Annotated in this window: 13 protein-coding genes; 7 read left to right on the forward strand and 6 right to left on the reverse strand. The window is 42.5% G+C overall.

The features are described 5' to 3' along the window. Positions 1-519 precede the first annotated feature (519 nt). Positions 520-2,739: an NADP-dependent isocitrate dehydrogenase gene (locus V6252_RS06585; protein WP_191114679.1), complete on the forward strand. Its 2,220-nt coding sequence runs from the start codon at positions 520-522 to the stop codon at positions 2,737-2,739. A 235-nt stretch (positions 2,740-2,974) separates the two neighbouring features. Here V6252_RS06585 and icd read toward each other — a convergent pair whose 3' ends face one another. Further along, complete coding sequence (gene icd, locus V6252_RS06590; RefSeq protein ID WP_341609810.1) at positions 2,975-4,234, reverse strand: NADP-dependent isocitrate dehydrogenase; 1,260 nt, start codon at positions 4,232-4,234, stop codon at positions 2,975-2,977. 401 nt (positions 4,235-4,635) lie between these two features. On the opposite strand from icd, the gene V6252_RS06595 reads away from it, so the two are divergent. Further along, the gene (locus V6252_RS06595; RefSeq protein ID WP_341609811.1) at positions 4,636-5,250 is read left to right on the forward strand and encodes a pseudouridine synthase; all 615 of its coding nucleotides are present in this window, start codon (positions 4,636-4,638) and stop codon (positions 5,248-5,250) included. A 174-nt stretch (positions 5,251-5,424) separates the two neighbouring features. Here V6252_RS06595 and V6252_RS06600 read toward each other — a convergent pair whose 3' ends face one another. After that, the gene (locus tag V6252_RS06600; protein WP_341609812.1) at positions 5,425-6,300 is read right to left on the reverse strand and encodes a P63C domain-containing protein; all 876 of its coding nucleotides are present in this window, start codon (positions 6,298-6,300) and stop codon (positions 5,425-5,427) included. Between the two features lie 420 nt (positions 6,301-6,720). On the opposite strand from V6252_RS06600, the gene copM reads away from it, so the two are divergent. Next, positions 6,721-7,584: a CopM family metallochaperone gene (copM, locus tag V6252_RS06605; RefSeq protein WP_341609813.1), complete on the forward strand. Its 864-nt coding sequence runs from the start codon at positions 6,721-6,723 to the stop codon at positions 7,582-7,584. A 171-nt stretch (positions 7,585-7,755) separates the two neighbouring features. Here the strand turns inward: copM and V6252_RS06610 are convergent, their stop codons facing one another. Next, complete coding sequence (locus V6252_RS06610) at positions 7,756-9,786, reverse strand: M61 family metallopeptidase (RefSeq protein ID WP_425355862.1); 2,031 nt, start codon at positions 9,784-9,786, stop codon at positions 7,756-7,758. A gap of 326 nt (positions 9,787-10,112) precedes the next feature. On the opposite strand from V6252_RS06610, the gene V6252_RS06615 reads away from it, so the two are divergent. After that, the gene (locus tag V6252_RS06615) at positions 10,113-10,598 is read left to right on the forward strand and encodes an FKBP-type peptidyl-prolyl cis-trans isomerase (RefSeq protein ID WP_057758283.1); all 486 of its coding nucleotides are present in this window, start codon (positions 10,113-10,115) and stop codon (positions 10,596-10,598) included. Between the two features lie 505 nt (positions 10,599-11,103). Here V6252_RS06615 and V6252_RS06620 read toward each other — a convergent pair. Next, complete coding sequence (locus V6252_RS06620; protein ID WP_341609814.1) at positions 11,104-13,314, reverse strand: carboxy terminal-processing peptidase; 2,211 nt, start codon at positions 13,312-13,314, stop codon at positions 11,104-11,106. 461 nt (positions 13,315-13,775) lie between these two features. Between V6252_RS06620 and nagZ the strand changes: the two genes are divergently transcribed. Further along, a complete protein-coding gene (gene nagZ, locus V6252_RS06625) occupies positions 13,776-14,852 on the forward strand; it encodes a beta-N-acetylhexosaminidase (protein ID WP_341609815.1) in 1,077 nt (358 codons plus the stop codon). A gap of 112 nt (positions 14,853-14,964) precedes the next feature. Here the strand turns inward: nagZ and V6252_RS06630 are convergent, their stop codons facing one another. Together V6252_RS06630 and V6252_RS06635 are read right to left on the reverse strand one after the other, a co-directional pair. Continuing rightward, on the reverse strand, positions 14,965-16,563 hold the full coding sequence (locus V6252_RS06630) for an OmpA family protein (RefSeq protein ID WP_341609816.1): 1,599 nt from the start codon (positions 16,561-16,563) through the stop codon (positions 14,965-14,967). 294 nt (positions 16,564-16,857) lie between these two features. Further along, positions 16,858-18,489 (reverse strand): hypothetical protein, encoded by a 1,632-nt coding sequence (locus tag V6252_RS06635; protein WP_341609817.1) that lies wholly within the window; start codon positions 18,487-18,489, stop codon positions 16,858-16,860. 436 nt (positions 18,490-18,925) lie between these two features. On the opposite strand from V6252_RS06635, the gene V6252_RS06640 reads away from it, so the two are divergent. Beyond that, complete coding sequence (locus V6252_RS06640) at positions 18,926-19,534, forward strand: rhomboid family intramembrane serine protease (protein ID WP_341609818.1); 609 nt, start codon at positions 18,926-18,928, stop codon at positions 19,532-19,534. A gap of 103 nt (positions 19,535-19,637) precedes the next feature. Next, positions 19,638-20,594: a metallophosphoesterase gene (locus V6252_RS06645; protein ID WP_341609819.1), complete on the forward strand. Its 957-nt coding sequence runs from the start codon at positions 19,638-19,640 to the stop codon at positions 20,592-20,594. The last annotated feature ends 3 nt before the right edge of the window (positions 20,595-20,597 follow it).

The following is a 20,597-nucleotide window of genomic DNA, read 5'->3' on the forward strand; positions in this document are numbered from 1 at the left end:
CACAATTTGCAAAAACTTATCTGCACCCAACAAAAAACCACCAACGATAACGCGGGTGGTTTGTAAGAATGCGCTTATGGGCAGTGAGATCAATATAAAACGTCATGAAAAAACAGTAGTTGTATGGAAAAGATGATATCGAAGCCGATGACTGGTAGAATAAGGTTGTTATTAGCTTAGTATAATTCGAAACCATAGGATACGAGCTAAAACAGTATACTTAGTTCATGGTATACGATTGACATCCTATCGGATTTATAGTGGATTGATTATAATGTAGCGTCAGTGATTCACTTTTAGGCAATTTTGCACCGACCGTTAACGTGTTGCCTTTAAATGCTTTTTTCGTGAATATTATTAAAAGAAAATGTCTGACCTGTCTTAAAAATTTCTAAGAAGCTACATATGAAGTACTTGTTCTAACCATATCATGGATTATTGCATAGTATCATTGACGCATATTCAACACTATATTTGAGCTTTATTATTAACTACAGCCTAAAGGAAGATCTAACTAAAATGTCAAAAATTATTTATACAAAAACTGACGAAGCCCCAGCGCTGGCGACTCTGTCGTTCTTACCTATTGTCGAAGCATTCACAAAAACAGCAGGCGTTGAAGTTGAAACCAGCGACATCTCTGTTGCAGCGCGTATATTGGCAGAATTCCCTGAATACTTGACCGAAGAGCAACGTGTTCCTGACAACTTAGCTGAGCTAGGTCGTTTGACTCAAGATCCAAATACCAACATCATTAAACTGCCAAACATCAGTGCTTCTGTACAGCAGTTAAAAGCCGCTATCAAAGAGTTGCAGAGCAAAGGCTATGCTATTCCTAACTTCCCAGAAGATCCACAAACTGACGAAGAAAAAGAGCTACGCAAGCGCTATGGCAAAAGCTTAGGCAGTTCAGTGAACCCAGTACTGCGTGAAGGTAACTCAGATCGCCGCGCTCCTAAAGCCGTTAAAAACTATGCACGTAAGCATCCGCACTCTATGGGTGAATGGAAGCAATGGTCAAGCACGCACGTATCACACATGCATGGCGGCGACTTCTACGATGGCGAGCAATCTATGACATTAGATAAAGCTCGTACGGTACGTATGGAGTTGTTACTTGATGACGGTACTCAAAAAGTATTAAAGCCTAAAATTGCTTTGCTTGATAAAGAAGTCATCGACCTGATGGTCATGAGCAAAAAAGCATTGTTAGAGTTTTATGAGCGTGAAATGGAAGATTGCCGCGAAGCTGGTATCTTGTTCTCATTGCACGTAAAAGCAACCATGATGAAAGTCTCGCATCCTATCGTCTTTGGTCATGCGGTTAGAATCTACTACAAAGAAGCCTTTGAGAAACATGGTGCTTTCTTTGATGAGCTAGGTATCAACGTCAACAACGGTATGGCAGATTTGTACGACAAGATCTCAACGCTACCAGCTTCAAAACGTGAAGAGATTGAGCGTGATTTACATGCGTGTCAAGAGCATCGCCCACGTCTGGCGATGGTTGACTCTTCAAAAGGTATCACTAACTTCCATTCTCCAAGTGATGTAATCGTTGATGCTTCTATGCCAGCGATGATTCGCTCAGGCGGTAAAATGTGGGGTGCTGATGGCAAAATGTATGACTGTAAAGCCGTCATGCCAGAGTCTACCTTTGCCCGTATTTACCAAGAAATGATCAACTTCTGCAAATGGCATGGTAACTTTGATCCAAAAACGATGGGCACCGTTCCTAACGTTGGCCTAATGGCTCAAAAAGCTGAAGAATACGGCTCGCATGACAAGACTTTTGAGTCTAGCGATGCTGGTATTGCACGTATTGTGGATATTGATACTGATGAAGTATTACTCGAAAAACGTGTTGAGAAAGGTGATATCTGGCGCATGTGTCAGGTTAAAGACGAGCCTATCCAAGACTGGGTAAAACTTGCCGTACGCCGTGCTCGTGAATCAGATACGCCTGTTATCTTCTGGTTAGACCCATACCGTCCACATGAAAACGAGCTAATCAAAAAAGTTAGAACGTATCTAAAAGATCATGATACTACTGGCTTACATATCGAGATTATGTCTCAGGTTCGTGCGATGCGTTACACCCTAGAGCGTGTTGCTCGTGGTCTAGATACTATCTCTGCGACCGGTAACATCTTACGCGATTACCTAACTGACTTGTTCCCTATCCTAGAGCTAGGTACCAGTGCCAAGATGCTATCAGTTGTACCATTAATGAAAGGCGGCGGTTTGTTTGAAACTGGTGCTGGTGGTTCTGCACCGAAGCACGTTGAGCAGCTAACAGAAGAGAACCATCTACGTTGGGATTCACTTGGTGAGTTCTTGGCCTTGACGGTATCTTTGGAGCATCTAGCAAACAACGACAACAATGCTAAAGCTCAAATCTTGGCAGACACGCTAGATACAGCAACAGAAAAACTGCTACTAAACGACAAGTCACCATCACGCAAAACGGGCGAGTTGGACAACCGTGGTAGCCACTTCTATCTAGCGATGTACTGGGCAGAAGAGCTTGCAGCTCAAGATAAAGATAGCGAGCTAAAGGCGCAATTTACACCATTCGCTCAAAAGCTAAAAGAGAACGAAGAAGCCATCGTTAAAGAACTTAACCAAGCCCAAGGCAAGCCAGTAGACATTAAAGGCTACTACTATGCTGATGAAGAATTGGCTAAGAAAGCAATGCGTCCAAGCGCTTTGTTTAACGAGACGTTGGCATCGCTATAATTTTAAGCGATTGCTCTTAAACCATTAAACCTAATCGCTTTTGGTTTTTATACCCAGAAGTGATTAAGCAGGTTTAAGTCTTAGTAAAAAAACACCTCAACCGTCTTCGAACGTTGAGGTGTTTTTTTGTGTTTTCTAAAAGTTTTATAAAAAGTGAAATAAAAAAAGCCACCTATATAATCAGGTGGCTTTTGATACATAGTAATAAAATAGAATGCTTAGAGTTTAAGTAGTCTTAGGCTTCCATATGCTTAATAATCGCCTTACCAAACTCAGAAGTACTCAGTAAGGTAGCATCTGGCATCAGACGCTCAAAATCATACGTGACTGTTTTATTGGCAATCGCACCTTGGATACCACTGATGACAAGATTAGCTGCTTCCGTCCAGCCCATATCACGAAGCATCATCTCAGCAGACAATATCAATGAGCCTGGATTTACTTTGTTCTGACCAGCGTACTTGGGCGCAGTACCGTGCGTTGCTTCATAAACAGCGATTGCACCGCCTTTGTTTGCACCAGGCGCGATACCAATACCGCCTACTTCAGCGGCCAATGCATCAGAGATATAGTCACCGTTTAGGTTAAGTGTTGCTACTACAGAATAATCTGCAGGACGCATCAAAATCTGCTGCAAAAACGCATCAGCGATGACGTCTTTAATAATAATATCGTTACCCGTTTTTGGATTTTTCATGGTCATCCATGGACCGCCATCTAATAACTCTGCACCAAAACGCTCTGCCGCTAGCTCATAGCCCCAATCCTTAAATGCGCCTTCAGTGAACTTCATGATATTGCCTTTGTGCACTAGGGTCACATTTGGCAAATCATTATCGATGGCATGCTGAATTGCTTTACGTACCAGACGTTGTGATCCTTCTTTTGAGACAGGTTTGATACCGATGCCGCAGTCTTCAGGGAATCGAATACTGGTTACCCCCATCTCATCTCTTAAGAAATTGATAACTTTTTTGGCATCGTCGCTGCCCGCTTTCCACTCGATACCCGTGTAGATGTCTTCTGTGTTTTCACGGAAGATAACCATATTGGTCAGTTCTGGATGCTGCACTGGACTTGGCACGCCTTCAAACCAGCGTACGGGGCGTTGACATACGTATAGGTCAAGGTTTTGGCGCACTGCGACGTTTAACGAACTAAAGCCACCACCCACTGGCGTGGTCAATGGACCCTTGATACTAATGACGTAGTCTTTTAGAATCTCTAGCGTCTCGCTTGGCAAATAATCGCCGTCATATACTTTCGCTGCTTTTTCCCCAAGATAAGTCTCCATCCAAATGATAGACTTCTTGCCGTGATACGCTTTATCAACCGCTGCATTGACTACTTTTATCATAACAGGCGTGATATCTACACCGATTCCATCACCTTCCACAAACGGAATGATCGGATGGTTGGGAACATTTAATGTGAGATCTGCGTTTACGGTTACTTTTTCGCCGTCTCTTGGCACGATAACCTTATCATATGACATCGATGATACTCCTTGGTTGTATGTTGGACGTCGCAAGCGAACTAGACACTTTGTTATGCTAACCGTTTTATTATAGTTGTAACGCTCTGGGCGCTTATCAGCTAAGCAAAGCTTTGATGAGTACGACACTTGTGACATTGATGTGAACAATGTTAAAAATAGCTCGAAGCTAAAAAAATTAAAATAGAGACCCAAACAATGATTGCCGTTAGTAGATAATTCTCTATTAAAAATATAAATACCACTATCAGAATGCGGATTTAGAATAACAGCAAATCTATACAAGCGCTGTCCTACTTTTGTAGCAGGTTATGTAGTCTTGCCGCTTAATACTAGCTCTGCATCACAAAACATACGCTACAATGATTCATTGTCCATCTAAAACTAGGAAACACCGTTTTATGTCTACTTCTAGTCTCATTCTATTCAACAAGCCTTATGGCGTGCAAAGTCAGTTTAGAGATGATAGTAACAACGATCACACCACCCTATCGCAATACTTTACTGACAAGGCTTTGCGAGTTGCTGGTAGGCTAGATGCCACTTCGGAGGGCTTGCTGATTTTGACCGATGATGGTCGCGTTAATAAAGCAATTACGCATCCGCCAAAAGCCAATGCAGGGCGCAAACAAGGTAAAACTTACTTAGTACAAGTAGAAGGAACGCCTACTGCTGAGCAACTCAATAAGCTCAAACGTGGCGTGGTTTTAAAAGACGGTAAAACGCTACCTGCTGAGGTCAGACACGTCAGTGAAGAAGAACTACCGATGGTGCTCTGGCAGCGCAATCCGCCAATACGTGAGCGTAAAAGCGTACCGGACTCATGGCTAATGTTGACAATATATGAAGGTAAAAATCGTCAAGTCAGACGTATGACAGCTCACGTCGGTCTGCCTTGTTTGCGTTTGATACGTTGGTCAGTGGCAGGATTTGAGCTAGGTGAGTTAGCTGTTGGGGAGTTTGTACGCGTTCATCTAACTAGCGAACACTGTCGTCAGCTAGGTATTAGCCGTTAATGTATTTACTGTGTTGATAATAGAAAAAAAAGCTCGTATTACTGGTCCCAAAAAATACTTGGAACCAAATGATGACAATTTATCAATGTATTTTGATTTTACGTTTATGGCAATCAATATAGCTTTGTTAACGACTTAGCCTAGCATTAAACCCACAGAATTGATTTAGTGAGTTCATTGTTCATCATCTAGAGATAGTTCAAGAGTATTACCATATTTTGGGGCCACACGATTTAGTAATTTATCAAACTCTTTTGCATTACTAGATGCATCCATAAGTAACATTACTTTGCTTATATGTTCCTTCAGCTCTGGTAAGCCATAGTCATCAGTTAATAGCTGATGATGTGTAGTTTTTCTATGGCCATTGTTAGTTCGTGGGTTTTTCTCCTGAAGTGTTTTTTTAATACCAGGAGCTAGCCGTGAATAAACAATATCATTAACCCAATGGCCAACAAAAGCTGGTCTCTTAAGAGCCATATAACTATCATACCCTTTTATCTTAACAAGCTTAAACCAAAATTCGTCAGGAAATGTTTTTGTCCACTTCCGGCGAGGTTCATCACGGATATACTTTTCTAGTATCGCACTAAGTGCTTTTTTCTCGCGAACCTCTTGATAGCCAGTAGCTTCATCGATTAGAGCAACAATACCAACTCGAGCAAATCCTCGAATTAATGTTTCAGCGTATTCTGCGTAGCGGATATCTTGTTTGGTTGTCAATACACCATCTTTACGGGCTTCAAGAATAGCATCACATAAATCAGCTAAAATCTCGCCTCTAAAGCCATGTACAGGCCTAGGCGTTTGACCAGTAAGGACGATTGGACTCTGTAACGCCATGCTAAGTGCATGATTCATGTAGGGGGCTAATTTTGTGTTCGATACTAGCCGTGTAACACCTTGACCTCGACCTTTCATTCCAATGGCACCCGTCATGCTTCTACCTGAAATAAATCGCTCTCCATCTTCCGTGACAAAGCATTTTAGCTTAATTGGACCAATATCAAGATCCCCTTGGTAGCTAGCTTTTTTCTCTATATGCTCCACAATCAACACCTTTATTAGAAAATTTTCCTTATCATAATACTATCCTTATCTTATGTCCATTAAATAAATTAAATTAGTTTTTTTACACCATTAATGGACATAAGATAATCCACATTAGCAAGTAGATGTGATTTTAGTTTTGGAAGTATGTTCATTCTAGATAGTGTTGTTTTTTTAGTCCCAAATTCAAGAAAATAACAATATGTTTGACACAAGAGCTATAGTAACCACTTTTGTATCATGTTTCTTAGTACCTAGCTAACAGCATGTGTTTCTCGTATAGCATATAATATATTACGACCTGTTAAACATAGTGTCTCGAATGGGTAAGGTTTATCTGCTAACATTCAGCACGTAATTGATTATGTATAATAAGTATTATCCATTTATCGTTTGGTTTTTTCATAATAGGGATATGTCATGATTGCTTCTCGTCGTTTTCTTTCGTTGGTCACCAGTATTTCTGCAGCGCTTGTATTGAGCGCCTGTCAGCCAACGACTGAGGACAACCAATCAAATCCTGCAGAAGAAACCTCACCGCCAGTGACTGATATGCCACATGCTGAGCATGACGGTATGGCAGACGACACTCTAACAAATGACAGCGATAACAGTGTCAATGATGAGTCTCAAATGAGCGATATGCTCAGAGACTATACGAGATCAATGACTAGAATGCATGACGAGATGATGATTGGTATGGGTTATAACGATCCTGATACCGCTTTTGCTAAAGGCATGTTGGGACATCATCGCGGCGCGGTAGAGATGGCAAAAATAGAGCTCAAGTATGGTACTGACGAAGCGATGCGCCAACTTGCTCAAGATGTCATTACGGCACAGCAAGCTGAAATCGATGTCTTAAACAAGTGGCTGGCTAGCCATCCTGATGCTGCCAAACCTAAGCCAAATACTGTGGCGATGCAGCAAGCATATGCTAAGAGCATGGAAAATATGCATGGCGAAATGACTTTGGGTGTGGCTGATCCTGTACCTGATATGGCATTTGCACGCGGCATGCTACCGCATCATATTGCCGCTGTTGATATGGCAAAAGTTCAGCTCGAATATGGGACAGATGAAGAGATGCGTCAGTTGGCGCAAGACATCATTGATAACCAGCAAACTGAAATTGATATGATGAAAAACTGGATTGCTGCGCTTGAGGCTGCAAGTAGCAACGAAGTCGATAGCTCTGTAGATGAAAACATAACGCCTGAAACTACCGATAATAAGAATCCAGATAACCCAGATAATCCAGACAACAGAGCTAAAGAGCAGTAAACGTATATCTTCTTGCCAACCTCTGACCTATCGAGCATTTAAGTTGCTTGGATATATCTACAATATTAAAAGTGATTTAAAAAAACCCTCTTCTAAGCAGTATTGCTCGGAAGAGGGTTTTTTATATGGAAGGGTTTTTCATATGGAAAGGTATTTGATATAGCATTGAGGCTACCGTTTCATAACATTAAGCCATGTCTCCCAACCTGCCTCACCTTTTAATTGCTCATTATCATTCTCTAAAGTCTTATCTCCTTTTGCTAAGCGTAGGCTTACTTTATGAGGAGGGACTGCTCCAGTCATGCCAGTTGTCTCATCTCGCGGCTTAACTTTAGTTGTCGTTTCAGGTTGAATCTGAACACACATCAGCTCATCACGACGGAATAAATAGCACTCAACAGGATGCGCTGCATTAACCAAGGCAGTAAGCTGTTTCGTATCCGCTTTGATGCCGTCAATCGCGATAATAACGTCATGTGCTGAAATACCAGCTTTAGCCGCAATACTATCTCGCATCACACGATTGACCTTTAGCCCAGCTGGCGTTTCGTTACATCGCATACCCCAAGGCACATGCTTGTCAGCGGTTTCTTTAGTATTCGCCTGTATTTTGACACCGTTTGCCACTAGCAACGCTTCAATGGGCAGCTCTTCTACCCCATTGACGTAACGGCGCTCAAAATCTTCCCATTCTGCTAGCGGCATAAACTGCTCAATGACGGAGCCCATATCAGCACTACTTATGCCAATTCGCTTACTGTCGTTCTGCTTGGCTTGAGTATAAAAAGCTTTGACCACATCAAACAAACGATAACGACCGTCGCTATTTTTGAGTAAGATTAGATCCAGACATAGAGCTACCAACGCGCCTTTATTATAGTAGCTGATACCCGCATTGCCTGTATTTTCATCGGTACGATACAGCTTAATCCAAGCATCAAAACTTGATTCTGCTACGCTTTGATTACCACGCCCTGGAGTCTGGTAGTAGCGATTGATTTGCTCTGCTAGCAGTCGCAGATAATTGGCTTTATCAATTGCACCTGACGCTTGCAACATGAAATCATCGATATAAGACGTAAACCCTTCGAACACCCAAAGTAATGGCGTAAATGCTTCACGACGCAAATCGACATCGATCATGACATCAGGACGTACCGTCTTCACCCACCATGAGTGAAAATACTCGTGACTACATAATCCTAAAAATCGCTGGTAATCTGTACTTGGTAACTTGGGCTCATTAGTGCTGGGTAAGTCATTGCGCGGGGTGATAAGGCTAGTAGAGTTGATATGCTCAAGCCCACCATAGTCTTGACCACTTGCAAAGGTCATAAACGTATAATCGTCAAATGGCGCATCGCCTAACCAATCTACGTAGGTCTGACAAATCTGAGTAATATCTTGCTGCAATCGACCCAGATTGGCATTCTGCTTGCCCGACAGGTAAAAACTATGATGTAGCGTCTGATGCTCATTATCATGAATAATAAAATCAAATTTTTCTTGTTCTGCGATTTCGAATGGATAATCAATCAGCTCGTGATAATTGGCTGCCTGTAACTTATAAATGTGCTGACTGTTCGCTTGCTGACGGCCTTTTTGCTGCTGACCAACTTGCAGGTGCGTAGCGTCCAAACCACAGGCCATCAGTACTTTGCTACTTTCTTTGTCTGTAAAAAATGTCTCAGGCACAATCAAGCTAACATGGACAGGTGCTTGCTCTTGCCCTTCGACGGCGAGCGCAAGTGAGGTGAAATTACCGTAAAGTCGTTGCTGATCGACGTAGGCCGTACGCACGGATAAATCATAGCAATAGACTTCGTACTCGACGATGACAGTCTGCCCAGCTTGCACCGCTGGCAGCTGCCATGTATTTTTGTCAATTTTTTGCGCGCGATAAGTCTCTGGTTGCTTGTCACTATCCGCTGTTGGAGCTTCTATTATTTGATAATGTACCGCAGTGATGTTTCGAGCAAACTCGCGCATCAGATAACTACCTGGTATCCACGCTGGTAACCAAAGCTGCGGCGCATCGGATACAGCTGTAAAGCTCAGTGACACATCGACCAAATGCTCGTAGAAACGGGCAAAATCAAAATGATAGCTTATATCAGCTATCATTTTAGCCTTAGTAGCATCGTGATTGGTTAAAACATTGCTCGCTGGTTGTTTAGTAGTGGTATTGGCAAATGCAGTCATCGTCTCTCTCTCATCCTTATTTTTATAATTATGCTAGAAGTCCTGCTCTAAAAAAGCAACTCCTAAACCATGAATAGCCACTAGCTATGCATTAACTATAGAAAATAGCAGTTATTATTGTAAATTGTGGCATTAATTGGCATTTTTTATGTTTTTTGCCTTGAAAGTTATGTGAGCCATCTCAATTAAAGATGCTAACTGCTAAAGTTACTTTAATAAACTGATGATAATTGACTAATGACGTGGCCTTTTGGCTTGCAGATTGGCTTTTTTAGGTTTATTGCAACCGTATTTAATTTTTTACATAGATATATTTAGGATATTTTATGACTACTATCGCAAAAGACACTGCCGTCAAATTCAATTACACACTAAAAGACGACGAAGGCAATATCCTTGACCAGTCACCAGAAGGTCAGCCACTTGCTTATCTACATGGTCACAGCAACATTATCCCAGGCCTAGAAGCACAATTAGAAGGTAAGTCTGCTGGCGAAAAAGTTAATGCAGTCGTTGAACCTGCTGATGGCTACGGCGAATACCAAGAGCAAGCAGTACAGCACGTACCACGTGACAACTTCCAAGGCGTTGATGACATTCAGCCTGGTATGCAGTTCCAGTCAGAAGCTGGTGGCCAAGTAATGTTGGTTACTGTGACTGCTGTAAACGATCAAGAAGTTACTGTTGATGCAAACCATCCATTGGCTGGCAAGCGTTTGACATTTGATGTTGAAATCCAAGAAGTACGTGCAGCAACTGAAGACGAACTAAACCATGGCCATGTACATGGTGCAGGTGGCGTTGAGCACTAATCTCTTCTAGAGTATATTGACAATAGTTAGATGATAAATTATTAAATTTATTACCTAATCTAAAAGGTCAGTAGCCGATCAGGTTACTGGCCTTTTTTATACTTATTTCATGGTAAATTTCAAATTAATATAAATATGATCAACTTAAATATTATCTACTTAGAAAGTCCGCCATAGAAATTATTAATATCCAGACGTAACAAAGCCGCATAACGACAAGCGTCATGCGGCTTTTATTACCAACCATCCATGTTAGCGTTACGTGATACCTAATCCCGGGGCATCTCATAACTGACAGGCATCCAGCCTTATCATCCTTAATCAGCAAACTACTTATCCCTAGTGCGACCTTTAAGATACCAATCCCTAGTATCAATGAACCGTTTCGTTCAATCGTGCCGTACAGTTATAGTCGCAGATTGACCCTTTATTGGTAAGAGGTCTAAACGTCAATCTATGTAAGCATATGCTTACATAGATTACGTAACGCTATAATAACTTCACATTATAGCTTCTCTTCAGGGCTAAGCATTGTCTTAGGTTCAGCGCTGAGCATCAGGTAAGCTGCCTCATCGATGAACGCCTCATCCTCTGGTAATTCTGGACGTTCAGCGGCTTTCATACGACTACGTTCTTCAAATTTTGCGTCCATCGCTGCCTGATAAGTGTTCCAGTTAGAGTATGGACGCTCGCCAGTTGCGATGAGGCGCTTGTTTTCTGCTTCTAATGAGCGTTTCTCAATTAGTTGCATTTTAGCTCGGCGACTATTGATATCTAATCGAACAGGTTTCTTTTCATCATCCATGTTACGAATATCATTTAGCGTCGACAGATAAGTAAACTGCGGGTCTTTTTGTTGGCGAATCTTAGACTGCTGATTGAGCGTCGCCAATGTATCACTGGTAAACTTCCCTTCAGGCTTATATGGTGCTGTTCTGATAGTGTCCCAAGGCAATGCTTTTTTCTGAGCACGCTCGCCAAAGGTCGCATCGTCATAGATATTGACTAGCTCAACGTCCGGTACGACACCTTTATTCTGTGTACTACCGCCAGTAACACGATAAAATTTACGCTGAGTTAAGGTGGCAGAGCCTAAAGCTAAGCTATCAAGCTGAATTTGCGCAGAGCCTTTACCAGTTGTCGTACTACCAACCACTAATCCGCGACCATAGTCTTGAATAGCAGCGGCAAAGATTTCACTGGCTGAGGCCGATGCTAAGTTGGTAATGACCGCCATCTTGCCATCATACAATTGCTCGCCACCATCATTGTCGCGATACACTTGAATATTGCCACGATTATCACGAATCTGTACTAGTGGTCCACTCTTTATAAAGAAACCTAACATCTTGGCAACTTCATCTAATGAGCCGCCAGGGTTGTTGCGCAAATCAACCACTAGGCCATCGATATTTTGTTTATTCAACTCTTTTAATGCTTTTTCAGTATCGATACTGACGCTACGGTAGTCTTCACCATTACGGCGCGCACGATAGTTTAAGTAAAAGCTTGGTATCTCAAGTACGCCAATACGTTTTGGTGTCTTATCAATATTAGGACGCTGCACTTCTACCACTCGCTGAGTGACGCCTGACTCTTCTTGCTGGATGATATCACGTACTACCGTGACCGTACGGGCGCTAGCATCTGGGGTGTTAGGTTGACGTAGTTTCAGTGTGACCGATGTACCGCGTTTACCACGAATCAAGCTGACAATTTCACGCGTTGACCAGCCAACCACGTCCGTCATGGTTTCGCCATCTTTTGCGATACCAACGATCAAATCATTGGGCTTAATCTGACCCGACTTAGCGGCTGGACCACCATCGACTAAGGTCACGATACGAGTATAATCTGGATTTTTGCGATCTGGACGAATAGAGACACCTATGCCCTCCAACTGAAGACTAGACTGGATTTGCAGTTCGGTCGCTTGAATCGGTGCATAGTAATTACTATGCGGATCATAAGTGAGCATCGCCGTATTTAAGATGGTCTCCATGATTTCATCATCTTTGAGACGCTTAAACTGCTCTTGTTGACGCGACAAACGATTTTGCAAAATCTCATTTGGCGTACGCTCATCGTTACGTACCAAGTCTTGTCCACGAGTGATATCTGGATTGCTTAAAAATACTTTCTCTTTGGCTTTTTCGTCTTCTTGACCGAGGGTAATGCTCATCAACTGAAACTTTAGCTGACGTTCCCAGTAATCACGCTGCTCTTTTTTGGTTTTAAAATGGCCGAGTTTTTCGCGATCAAGAATGATTGTGTCATTACCTGTCAAATCAATGTCTGTTTTGAGCATCTTGGTGGCCATTGCAAAGTACTCGTTTGAGCGTTTGCGGTAACGATTAAACACCTCTACCCCTGCAGATAGATCACCTTGCTTTAAACGAGCACCAAAGTCTTCAGCATGTTTTTTCTTCAGCTCATCGACATCAGATTGCAAAAACAACGTATGATTTGGGTCAAGGCTATCGATATACATTGATAGGATTTCGCTACCGGTCTTGCTATCTAAAGGCTGATTAAGATAATGACTCCGATCCAGCAAGGCGGCTACTTGACGGGTGGTGACTTTTTGCTCAGGGGTCTGAACGAAACTTCCCGTGTTGGTCTCGGCGACTGCAGTACCGTAGCTTTGGGTCAAGATAATACCGGCGATGCCCACTGACGCTGCACTGAGTAACCACTGTGCTGGTTGTTTTTTCATCATATGTACCTAGTTATTTGAAGTTAATAGTATTGGGTGATTCATCAGAATTAGATTAGAAATGCTCGAATCTGTTATAACCTATAAATGCTGCGCTTTTTATTCTTATACTTTATGCATCATTAAATACTGATATATACTCAAAAATCAATCAATATTATCACGCGCATAAATACCGAACTGTCTCAAACTGTATAAGCAATCTTACACGCTACACCTGTACATACCAAACTTTCTATCACTTTTATCATACATAGTAATTGAGGGCTATAAACATCGATTTGATGACTGAATCTAATGGCTATTAGCAAATTGATTTGACCCTAATAATCTGCCACATTATGCTCAATTAATAATAACTGTCATAATAAGATATTTGAACAATGACTGATAAGTGATAAGACAGGCATAGTCAGTCACATTCATAATATAACCATATATAAAATAATAAGGAACACACGATGTACGGCGTTTTAATGATAGATATCGATAGTACCGCTCTGACCGCTGAAGATGTCAGTTTGATTAAACAAGCACAGGTCGGCGGAGTAATATTGTTTGGTCGTAACGTCACAGATGCGGCCCAAGTTAGAGCACTGTGCGACGATATACGTTATCACAACCAAGACATACTTATTGGTGTGGACCAAGAAGGTGGACGAGTCGCGAGGCTACGTGAAGGTTTCACGCCCCTACCTGCTATGGGTCGATTGGGTGAGCTATTCAATCAAGACCCGAGCCAAGCACTCAGCTGCGCCTACGATTGCGGTTATCTAATGGCGGCTGAAGTGCTAGCCGTAGGAATCGATTTGAGCTTTGCACCCGTACTGGATAGAGATGGTATTAGCCAAGTTATCGGTGATCGCAGCTTTCATCATGAGACGCAAGCCATCACTGCGCTTGCAACACAATTCATGCGCGGAATGAAAGCGGCTGGTATGGCAACCACTGGTAAACACTTCCCCGGTCATGGTGCCATCGCTCCTGACTCGCACGTATCAGAAGCCATCGATACGCGTAGCTTAGATGAAATCATCAATAGCGATATGCAACCTTTTGCTCAAACACTACATAGTCTGGACGCTCTTATGCCAGCACATGTGATATTTTCGCAAGTAGACGACAAGCCAGCAGGATTCTCCAAAGTTTGGCTACAAGATATCATTCGAGATGAACTTAAATTTGATGGCGTACTATTCTCTGATGATTTATCGATGGCAGGTGCAAAGGCGGCTGGTGATGTCAGTGCTCGCGTAAAAGCGGCCATTAATGCTGGTTGTGATGTTGCTCTCGTGTGCAACGACCGTGTGGCTGCTCATGAGGCGGCTAAAGCTGCGCAAGATCTGCCTTACCCTAACCAGCAACGTATCAAAACCATGCGCGGCAACATCCCAACATGGCAAGGCGATCTTGAATCTACCTGCCAGCAGTTTGAATACTGGCAGCAAGCCAAGCAAAATGTTACTCAGACTTTTTTTAATGCCCAAGCTGATGCTCAGACTGCTAAAGAATCGACAGATCCTACTCTGTATAAATAATAGCTTACTTAACTATCATCGAACAGCATGCAAAAAACCGCACCTTTATAAGATGCGGTTTTTGTCATTTAGCTACTATAGTCTAACTATAATCAAAATAAGAATCTGTAGATTAATTGCTTGGGTCTATCGCAGTACCTTGGGTAGCGTCATCGCCATCTGGTAACAAATCATCATTATTACTATCTAATGGGTTCATATCTGGATCTAGCGAATCACTGTTTATCATCATGCCATCATTTGCACTAACAACCTCGTCATTGACCATAAATTCAATACGGCGATTGCGGAAGCGACCTTGTTCAGTTGAATTGTCTGCGACTGGTTCTGATTCGCCCATGCCTTTGGTCGTTAGTTTACTGGCATCAACCCCTTTAGACACTAGATACGCTTTCACTGACTCAGCACGCTCCTGAGACAGCTCCATATTATAGGTATCAGAGGCTTGACTGTCCGTATGACCGACAATCATTAGCTTCATGTCAGGTACGTTATTGATGATTTCTGCAGCACGGTCTAGCAGCGCCTTATTGACTTCAGGTATAACCGCTTCATCTACTTGGAAGTTAATCACCTGAATACTTAAAGCACGGGCAACATCACGTGGATCTGGGTTTTCACCCAGATTGGTCATCGCCACATCTGCAGCAGCTAGACTATCATCAATCTCGCCTTGCAAATCTAATGGACCTTCAGCTTGAACCGTCATAGCAGGAGCAGCTGCTTGTAGGTCAGCAACCAACTTGTCCAACGCGGCTTTATCAGGAGCATTAACAGTGATGTTATCGCCTTTGATAATCATGCTCGCGTTCGGTACATTTTTGATAATTGGTAATATCGTTGCCAACTGAGCAGATGCTGGCATATCTACTGCAAAATTATCATCAACGTCAGCACGGCATTTATTAGCTTCGTCACCAAATGCACCAGTCAAAGCATTCATAACATTGGTTTGTAATGTCTCATCACCTACACTCATACGACAAGCATACAGCTCGCTATTTTCACCAGTTGCGATACTCAGTGATGCAAGCTCAATTGCGCCTGCAACCGCTAATGCCTCATTACCTTGTGCCCCTTGCTGCACTGTAGCCGCTGGTGTTGCTACAGGTTCAGGGTTTTCTTGACAGCCTCTGAGTAGTGCCCAAGCCAATGCACCTAAGATAATCAAACCAATAATAGGTAGCAGCGCTTTCATAAAGCTCTCTTTTGGCTCTTCTTCTTTTTGTAGTGGCGCTGTACTGGTGGTATCAGAAATCGGTGTGCCAGCCGCAGTAGAAGTAGCAGCAACTGTACTAGCAGGCAAAACAGTACCTGCCCATGCAGGGATATGATGCTGGTAACTGTTCAGATTGTCATTCAAAAATTGCGGAACGGGCGTGGTACCTGCTAAGCTTTTTATCTCATGAAAAGCTAGGGGCGCTGCCATCGCAATCAGACCACGTGAAGTGGTTGCATCGACATTATGCTTGCCTGCCAATTCGCGAGAGATTTGGTCGCGGTGTGCTCCTTCTGTCCATACACGGTCATAAAAAGCATTGTCGTCACGGGCAATGTTCTCATTAGCAAAGCGGCTAAAAGTATCGTTGTCTGCAAGACGAGCAGCAAAAATGGCATAAAACTGTTCTAGTAGATTTTTCTTAGCTGGGCTACGGTCATCTTCCAATACGGCTGGGCTGACGGTGCGTGTCAAGTGGCTAATAATATCCATAATATGGCTCTCCCCTTAATTTTTATTTATATCATTCGTTTGCTCAAAAAGCAGCTATTTCATTCTTTTGTATTCAATCGTCATAGTAGTCATGGTGGCGATAAATCCATCAAACTACTTTATTTGGTTTTGATTATTATAAAATTCTTAAGCTGCTATTCACAGTCTGTACGTTGTTGTGCAAATGATACAGTAAGTAATGTTTCGGTTGGCACACGTAACTACAGCCAGGCTACATGAAAAGATAGGCCATATAAAAAGACACACCCTATGAAATAGCGTGCCTTATAAAAACTATCTAACTTGAGCTGGTTCAGCAACGATAACCGTGTTTGCCATCTCATCCACTTCTGAAGGTGAAAAAGGGCCTGGCGGTCTGGTCGTTTGATTATTCGAAGGAAAATTGTTGGGAATATTACTCGCGCCATTGGTAGGCAGATTGTTGGGCGCATTATTAAAGCTATTATTGTTAGGCAAAGGAGTTGGTATCACACGATCTCCAGTATCATCATCTGATGCTTGGTATTCGCCAGAGTTACTATTTACCCCATTATTGTTGTATTGATTATTAATCCCCGCCCCGTCATCTACAAACTGATTATTTGCGTTTGCCATGTTGTTCGTATCATCACCAATGTTGCTATTATCAGGCAACGGCAGTGGCGCTGTACTCTCGACTACCATCGCTGGTACTAAGTTGCGTACTTCTGTGACCAGTTTTTGTAGCAGTATATTGTCTGGCGCCTCCAGAGTGAGACGGTCGTTTTGCACATGTAAACGTGCAAACGGTGTTGATCGTAGCATCGTCAAGACATTAGGCAGTGTCTCCGCAGGCATATTAGCGATTGTGGTTGCTACTCCATCCTGTATGTTTAATTCACAAATACTTGCCTGCTCGCCAAAACTTGTATTAAGTGCCTGTTGCAACGTGCTTTGTAGCGCAGCATCGCCAACGGTCGCACTACAAGTGTACAAATTACCGCCGTTGTCTACACCGACAATAAGCTCAACAGGAGTCGTTGTTGGTACAGGAGGCACGGGTGCTGGCGGTGGTTCAACAGGTGCTGCGGCCACAGGTTCTACTGGTATTTCATTATTGGGTTTCACTAACAATGCCCATGCTGCTAGTGCAAGCGCGGCTAGGGCTACTATTAATAAAAACACACGTATTAGTAGATCATTTCGTTGATTGCGAGTACGCACCTGTGCACGCTTCAAATTACTGTTTTCTGCCAAATGGTAGGCTGCTGGATTAGCATGAATAGCATCACTACTGGCAATCGTATTGTCATCTAATGCTTCAGTGTTTGCACGCTCAGCAGTTGATATTTGCTCTATACTTTCTGCATCAGTGTTCGTTATTGGTGTGACTATGCTAGCTATGCCAGTATCTAAAGTAGAATCGTCAATTCTATTCGATATGTCGTCACTTACTGGCATATGGTCATTATCTGAATTGAAGCTTGTTTGTACTTGCTGATCCACACTTTGAGTAGCCGTAATCAAAGTGGCTGCCCAGATAGGTAAATATGGACGTAAAGCAGCCTGCTTTTCTTGTAAAAATGCTGGCAAGAACTGCCCTTTGGCCAATACTTTTAGCTCACGATATGCCAATGGGGTAGCACTAATTAGTAATTGCTCAGTTGTCTGTTCATCAATGTGATGGGTGGCTGACAACTCTTGGACGATAGTCTCTTGCAGGCTTTTATCTTGCCATATTTGTTCAAATAAAGGGCTTTCATTGTTGCTGCTAGTGATTACTTGATCAGTGCGCAGCAGCTGTGAGTAAACCTGTGGCACAGCTAGGCGCGCGGCCAAAACAGCATAAAACTGCTCAAGTAAACTGACATAGGCGACATTATTGCTGTCATCATTACCCATTACAGCTGGGGTTACCGTTTGTTCTAGCTGGTCAATAATGTTCATATTCCACTGCCTCTATCAGCCTTATTTGAATGTGCAAGATTAAGCACTTATTTTATTTTTATCCATGTCGCTTGGGTATATTACTTCTTTATCAGTGGTAGCACTTGTAACTAGTCTGAACATTACATTAGTTACTGGTGTCTTCATTAGCTACGTTCTAAAAGTTTCACTTATGTTGCATGGTACACTGCTACATTATTCACTATAACCGCATAAAAAAGCATCGTTTTGTCACACAATAGGTATTCGCGTTATCGCAACTGCTGTTAGTATTAGTCTATTGCTAATGGTTAGTACTTAATACGGATCAGACGTCAAACTTATTTTTTAATCAGCCGTAACGCTTAGGCTTTGAATATTGTCATTTGTAGCTTGTCATTTGTAGCTTGTCATTTGTAACATTGTCACATATCAGGCACGGCCTAAGGATTTTCCTTTGTTAAACCATACGACGCTTATTATCATTATTACCGTTATTGTCAGCTTATTGGCTTGGCAAAACAAGGTGCTATTTAATCGATTGATTTTTTACCCACCAGCAGTTAACAATGGGCAATGGGATCGCTTTGTGACCCATGGCTTTATCCATGCTGATAGTATGCATTTGCTCTTCAACATGTTTACTTTGTATTTCTTTGGGCGTGCTATTGAAGGACTATATCAGCCGTTTTTATTCGGCTACGGTTTTGTGGTTTTTTATGTATTGGCAATTATCGTTGCCATGATTCCAAGTTACGTGAAAAATAAGAACAACGCCAGTTATTTGAGTCTAGGCGCATCAGGTGGCGTATCGGCTGTGCTGTTTGCTTTTATTCTGTTAGCACCATGGGAGAGGATTTATCTCTTTGCCGTGATTCCTATTCCTGCGATACTATTTGCCGTCGCTTATATATTTTATAGTATCTATGCTGATCGACGCGGTGGCTCAAACATCAATCACATGGCTCATATGTGGGGCGGCGCATTTGGTGTTATCGCTACGATTGTTTTGGAACCAAAAGTACTACCGCATTTTATCAATGCGTTACTATCACCGGGATTTTAGACATTTTTACGTACCATGAAGCTATCATTTTAAACACAGTTATATTTTATAAACTCTATTTTGTACACGGTACACTTCTACATTTGAGATTTAGTAATACATTATGATTATAGATATTATCGGTGATATACATGGTTATGCAGACAAACTGGTTGGTCTGCTGCATCAGTTGGGCTATGAGCATAACGGTCAGCATTTCGTGCCACCGACAGGTCATAGGGCTTTGTTCATCGGTGATTTGATCGATCGTGGTTCGCAGCAACTAGCCACGCTAGAGATTGTCTTTGCGATGCTAGATGCCGATGTGGCCGATGCAGTGATGGGCAACCATGAATATAACGCGTTGGCATATGCTACGCTTGATCCTGATAATACTAGCCAGTATTTACGCTCGCACAATGATATCCACAGACGCCAACACGAGGCGTTTTTAGCAGAGATACCATTTGGCTCAGAGCAACATGAGTACTGGTTGCAGCGTCTATACGAAATTCCATTATGGATTGAGACCGACTACGCCTGTTTTGTACATGCTTGCTGGGATACAGATAGCATGGCAATACTAAAGCCTCTTCTGACTGACGATAACTGTCTGACTCCAGCAGGTTTAATCGCGACGGCTAAAGAAGATACCATCGCCTTTGACGCTTTAGAGCGAGTGTTAAAAGGGGTTGAAACAGGCTTACCTGATGGTATTGTGATGGTAGATAAAGAAGGTACTGAGCGTACGCGAGTGCGAGTACGCTGGTGGTTAGATGAGCTAAATACACGTACCTTGCGTGAAGTGTCTCGTGCTCCATCGTCCGCATTGGCACAAATACCGCCTGACGCACTGGCTGAAAATATTGACTTTGCGCTAAAAACTCATAAACCTGTGTTTGTCGGGCATTATTGGCTCACTGGCACCCCTGAGCCACTCAGCCCGCAAGTTGCCTGTACCGACTACTCTGCAGCAGTGGATAGCGGTTATTTGACCTGCTACCAGTTAGATACCGAACAACCATTACCATTGACAGCCAATCACTTTGTTCAGCATTATCACGATGAAAAACATATATAAAAT

It is taken from the genome of Psychrobacter proteolyticus, from assembly GCF_038155145.1.
Taxonomy (GTDB): domain Bacteria; phylum Pseudomonadota; class Gammaproteobacteria; order Pseudomonadales; family Moraxellaceae; genus Psychrobacter; species Psychrobacter proteolyticus_B.